The sequence below is a fragment of the Methylobacterium sp. WL18 genome (genome assembly GCF_008040015.1).
Taxonomy (GTDB): domain Bacteria; phylum Pseudomonadota; class Alphaproteobacteria; order Rhizobiales; family Beijerinckiaceae; genus Methylobacterium; species Methylobacterium mesophilicum.
In genome coordinates, this window is record NZ_VRVD01000329.1 from 1 (window position 1) to 5,177 (window position 5,177).

Consider the following 5,177-nt stretch of genomic DNA (forward strand, 5'->3'; position numbering starts at 1 on the left):
GGTCGAGACGGCCGCCCGGCACGGGCTCGGCGACACCATCGAGCTCGACGCCGTGCGGCTGCTGCCGCCGATCGACCACGCGGACCCGGCGCACCTGCTGCTGAGTGGCACCGGGCTGACGCATCTCGGCTCGGCGGAGGGCCGGGACAAGATGCACCGGGCCGCCGCTGCGGATCCGGCCCCGACCGATTCGATGCGGATGTTCCGGATGGGCGTCGAGGGCGGCAAGCCCGCCCCGGGCGAGACCGGGGTCCAGCCCGAGTGGTTCTACAAGGGCGATGGCGCCGCGATCGTCGGCACCGGCGAGCCGCTCGTATCCCCGGCCTTCGCCCTCGACGGCGGCGAGGAGCCGGAGATCGCCGGCATCTACCTGATCGACGCGGACGGCACGCCCGTGCGCCTCGGCTTCGCGCTGGCGAACGAGTTCTCCGATCACGTCACCGAGCGCGGCAACTACCTGTGGCTCGCCCATTCGAAGCTCCGTCCGGCGGCGCTCGGCCCGGAACTGTGGCTGGGGGCCTTGCCGGCGGACGTGCGCGGCTCCAGCCGCATCCGGCGCGACGGCGCCGTGCTGTGGGAGAAGCCGTTCCTCTCGGGTGAGGCGAACATGTCCCACACGATCGAGAACCTGGAGCGGCACCACTTCAAATACGCCCCGTTCCGCCGCCCCGGCGATCTGCACGTCCACTTCTTCGGCACCGCGACCCTGTCGTTCAGCGACGGCATCACGGCGCGGCCCGGGGACGTGTTCGAGATCGAGGCCGCCCCGTTCACCCTGCCGCTGCGCAATCCCCTGGCGGTCGCGCCCGCCCGCGACCTGTCCGTGAAGGTCCTCTGAGATGCCGGCTTCGAACGGGACGATCCGCATCGGTCTGGTCGGCGTCGGCAAGATCGCCCGCGACCAGCACCTGCCGGTCATCGGCGCCTCGCCGGACTATACCCTGACGGCCGTGGCGAGCCGCGAAGGCCGCTTCGAGGGGGTGCCGAACTACCGCACGCTGGCGGAGATGCTGGCGGGGCAGGGCGACCTCGACGCGGTCGCCCTGTGCCAGCCGCCGCAGGTCCGGTTCTCGGCCGCCCTGGAAGCGATCGCGGCCGGGCGGCACGTGTTCCTGGAAAAGCCCCCGGGGGCGACGCTGGCAGAGGTCGGGATCCTGGTGGAGGCCGCGCGGGCGCGGGGCGTCAGCCTGTTCGCCAGCTGGCACTCCCGCTACGCCCCCGGGGTCGAGCCGGCGCGGCAATGGCTGTCCGGCCGCCGGATCCGGTCGGTGGCGATCGCCTGGATGGAGGATGTCCGGCACTGGCATCCCAACCAGGCCTGGATCTGGCAGGCCGGCGGCATGGGTGTGTTCGATCCGGGCATCAACGCCCTGTCGATCGCGACCCACATCCTGCCGCCCTTCTTCCTCACGGGCGCGACCCTCTCGGTCCCGGAGAACCGGCAGGCGCCGATCGCCGCCGACCTGCACTTCACCGACGCCGCCGGCACCTCGATCGAGGCCGTGTTCGACTGGCGCCAGACCGGCCCGCAGACCTGGGACATCCGCGTCGACACCGAGGACGGCCTGCTGGTGCTGTCGCAAGGCGGCGGCGTCCTCACGATCGACGGCGCGCCGCAGTTGCTGCCACCGGAGGCCGAGTATCGCGGCCTCTACGACCGTTTCGCCGCCCTCGTCCGATCCGGCACGAGCGACGTCGACCTGAACCCGCTGATCCACGTCGCCGACGCCTTCCTGCGCGGCGAGCGCCGCTCCGTGGAGGCCTTCACGGACTGACCGGAGGGATCCCGGCGGAACACGAACGCGACAGAGCCAATCAGGGCCGCGCGTCTTAGGGGGAGTTATCTCATGGGAAAGCACACGCGATGGGCGGCGCTCGCACTTTGCGCCACCACATTCTCTGCGGGCATCAGCACGGCTGAGGCTCAGATTGCAGACGCCCCGGACGGGGGGCCGTCCCTGATCAATCCGGGCCCGAGGGCAACCCCGGCCGCAAAGGCCAAGTACCGTGCGAATCGCGCGCGGCGTCGGACGATCCGCGAGTCACGGAGTGCTGCCGGCCCGAGCAGCGCGGCGGCCTCGATCGACGTGCAGGGCAACAGCGCGACGCCGCCGGGCCTGCCGCCGGGGACGCTCTATCTCGGTAACGGGATCAGCATGATCCTGAATTACACTGGGGAATTCGCCGCCAACCCGTCCGGCGGCATCCGCCAGGGATCGGCCTATGCCGGTCAGGTCGTGTTCGGCCTCGATGCCGACCTCGGTCGCCTCGCCGGAATCGATGGCGGTTCGTTCCACACGATCGTGACGCAGCGTCACGGCCGCAGCCTCGCGCGTGACAGCATCGGCTTCGATGGAAGCGTGCAGGAGATCTACGGCGGCGGCCAGACGGCCCACCTCACGTCGGTCTCCTACGAGCAGAAGCTGTTCGACAACCGTCTCGATATCGAGGTCGGCCGCCTTCTCGCCAATCCGAACTTCCTTGGTTCACCACTCTATTGCAACTTCCAGAATAATGCAACCTGCGGCGCGCCGAAATCCATCTTCAAGCTGACGAACTTCACGTATTGGCCGATCGCCACCTGGGGCGCCCACGCCAAGGCCTGGGTCACCGACAAGGTGTTCGTCCATGCCGGCGTCTACGAGGTGAATCCCCGCGCCCAGCAGGACAACCAGAACGGGATCGATTGGTCGACCCAGGGGGCCACCGGCGTCCTGATTCCGGTCGAGGTCGGCTACTCGACCAATTTCGGCAACGATCCGCTGCCGCGCAACTACAGCGTCGGCGCGGTCTTCGACCGATCCGACTACAAGGACCCGATCTACGATCTGCGCGGTGGGGCACGGGTGTTCAGCGACCTCGACCCGCTGACCCGGTTCGGCCGGTCGGCGGTCTATGCCCGCTTCGACCAGATGATCTGGCGTCCGGACCCGAACGCCGTCCAGGGCCTCTCGGTCTTCGGCGTCGCGATCGGCGGCACCAGCGGTCGGCAGACCCAGGATTACTTCCTGGAGGGCGGCGCCGTGCTGACCGGCACCTTCCCGGGCCGGCCCTACGACACCCTCGGGTTCGTGTTCGCCATGGAGAAGCTGTCGCCCCTGGGCTCGGCCAACATCCGGGCGGCGCGGGCTTCGTACGGGCTCAGCAGCCGCAACGTCGACACCCTGCAGACCATCCTGGAGCTGAGCTACGGCATCCAGCTCACCCCGGCGGTCCGGCTGATGCCGAACCTGCAATACGTGATCGGCCCGGACCAGACCCGTTTCCCGCTCCGGCCTAAGCCGATCCCCGATGCCTTCGTCATCGGCGCGAAGCTCTCGGTCGACCTGTTCACGCTGGGCGGCCTGGCCAAGGGCCCGGGAAGCCTCTGACGGCATTCCCCGCGCGCCCATCTCGTGGGTGCGCGGGCGAAGAACCGCCAGTTTCGGCGCGCGCGGGACCTCCGCGCGCGCCGATCGCATTTCAGCGGCCAGCTCATCCTGCGGCCGGCGCGGAGTCTCCGATGAATTCAGAAAGCTCCGGCCCTCACGGGAACCGCCCGCCCGGCGATCGGTTAACCAGCAGATTGTAGCTGTTCTAATTCGTAAGTGAGAACGGCACATAGCCGAACCGATACGGGAGCAACGAGACATGGCCAGCGCGAACTGCGAGAGCTGCAAGTTCTTCGACGAGCACAAGGGCAACGGCGCGAGCGCCCAGGGCGATGCCGGCCTGTGCCGCTTCAACCCGCCGGTGAGCCAGCCCGCCCCCGAGTCCAAGGGCCTGTGGCCGGTCGTGACCACCAACGATTGGTGCGGCCACTTCACCGCCGAGATGACCGCGGCGGAGTAAGCCCGAGCGCGCGCATCGCCGAACCAGCGGCGCGCGCGACGCACGAGACTCGTCGAGCGATGCAGGGTCAGCCGCCATGGCTGGCCCTTTTTCGTTCGCGACCCCGGATCCGAACCGGGACGCATGCGACGGAGCCTCGGCATTCGCGAAGCCTCCCCCGGCCGGCCCGCATTGCACGGACCAGGGCCCTTACGGGTGTTGCGGCCACCTCCCGGCGACACGATCGTCCCGGCAAGACGGTCCTTCTCCCGACACGCCAATCCGAACAATTTTCCTCTCCGTTCGTCACGACGGCGAGACCGGATGCGCGCCGGTGTCAAATTTTCTCACTGCCAAGCGCGGACCGCGCCTGTACCGCGCCTGGATCACGAGATGAAACCGAGTTCCGAACCGCCGTTTTCGAGCAGAACGTTTTTCTATTCCAGATGAATTGGAAAAGCCGTTTCATTGACGTCGCCCGGCGCAGTCAGCAATTCTAGCGCTCTATTCGGATATCCGGTTGCGCCGTCGCCATTCGCCATCGCGCAGGGCGGTCCGGCCTTATCGCAAGGCTTCTGCAATGACACGACCGAGACTCGTCGGGCTGAGCGCGAATGTTCAGCGCCCGTCCAAGACCCGCACGCTGGTCGATGCCGTGCTGCACGAGGCCTGCGCCCAGGCGGCATTCGACGGGCGGATCTTCGATTTCGTGGATGCCGGCACCGGCCTCGGGGCCGCCTGGACCCGGGATCAGCTGCCGCTGCCGGCCAGCGCGGTCGGATCGACCAGGTCGAACAGGTGCTTGAACAGGCCGGTATAGGCGCCCTTGTAGACCGGCGAGCCGACCCCGAGGCCGTCCGCCGGCGCGTCGCGCCCGACATCGACGAAGGCGATCCGCTCGGCCCCGCGGCAGTCGCGGTAATGGCCGATCTCGGCCCGGCAGAGCGGGCAGCCGCCATCGTAGTAGACGGTCAGGTCGGAGCTCATCGGATCAGCGCTCATGGTTTTCCGGGCGACACGCGCCCCGTGCCCGCCTTACGAAAGCTGCGGCCGGGTTTCGGTGCAAGCCGTCAGCCAACGCGGGAGCCGCGCAATCGCCCCGCAGGCGGAGGCCGTCTCAGGGTCGCAGATCATTCGGCTCTGGCCCTGGACGACCGGGCGGATGCCGAGAGCGGGCCGAAAATCCTGTCGGGACGCAAGGTCCTGCGCGACAGGTGGTGGGCCCGGCAGGACTCGAACCTGCAACCAGACCGTTATGAGCGGTCGGCTCTAACCATTGAGCTACAGGCCCTGCGCCAGGCCAAACGGATAGCCGATCGGGGCGCGCCCGTCACCCGGATTTCGTCGGGGCGCGCCCCGATCGGCTA

Annotated in this window: 4 protein-coding genes, 1 tRNA gene and 3 pseudogenes; 5 read left to right on the forward strand and 3 right to left on the reverse strand. The window is 68.7% G+C overall.

The window, feature by feature from the left end:
• The 5 genes and pseudogenes from araD1 to FV228_RS34285 form a co-directional block, all read left to right on the forward strand.
• Positions 1 to 838: AraD1 family protein (gene araD1, locus FV228_RS19695; RefSeq protein ID WP_147856166.1), on the forward strand; the 838-nt coding region annotated here is incomplete at its 5' end.
• A gap of 1 nt (position 839) precedes the next feature.
• Positions 840 to 1,775 (forward strand): Gfo/Idh/MocA family oxidoreductase, encoded by a 936-nt coding sequence (locus FV228_RS19700; RefSeq protein WP_147856167.1) that lies wholly within the window; start codon positions 840 to 842, stop codon positions 1,773 to 1,775.
• 72 nt (positions 1,776 to 1,847) lie between these two features.
• Positions 1,848 to 3,371 (forward strand): carbohydrate porin, encoded by a 1,524-nt coding sequence (locus FV228_RS19705; protein ID WP_147856168.1) that lies wholly within the window; start codon positions 1,848 to 1,850, stop codon positions 3,369 to 3,371.
• Positions 3,372 to 3,630: 259 nt separating this feature from the next.
• On the forward strand, positions 3,631 to 3,831 hold the full coding sequence (locus tag FV228_RS19710) for a hypothetical protein (RefSeq protein WP_050735995.1): 201 nt from the start codon (positions 3,631 to 3,633) through the stop codon (positions 3,829 to 3,831).
• Between the two features lie 559 nt (positions 3,832 to 4,390).
• A pseudogene (locus FV228_RS34285) lies at positions 4,391 to 4,567 on the forward strand (FMN reductase); the annotation flags it as partial.
• A gap of 5 nt (positions 4,568 to 4,572) precedes the next feature.
• On the opposite strand, the pseudogene FV228_RS33230 reads toward FV228_RS34285, so the two are convergent.
• The 3 genes and pseudogenes from FV228_RS33230 to FV228_RS19725 all read right to left on the reverse strand — a co-directional run.
• Positions 4,573 to 4,671: pseudogene (locus FV228_RS33230) on the reverse strand (NAD(P)H-dependent oxidoreductase); the annotation flags it as partial.
• 15 nt (positions 4,672 to 4,686) lie between these two features.
• Positions 4,687 to 4,812 (reverse strand): annotated as a pseudogene (locus tag FV228_RS34820) (DCC1-like thiol-disulfide oxidoreductase family protein); the annotation flags it as partial.
• Positions 4,813 to 5,025: 213 nt separating this feature from the next.
• Positions 5,026 to 5,101, reverse strand: a tRNA-Ile gene (locus tag FV228_RS19725).
• Positions 5,102 to 5,177 lie beyond the last annotated feature (76 nt).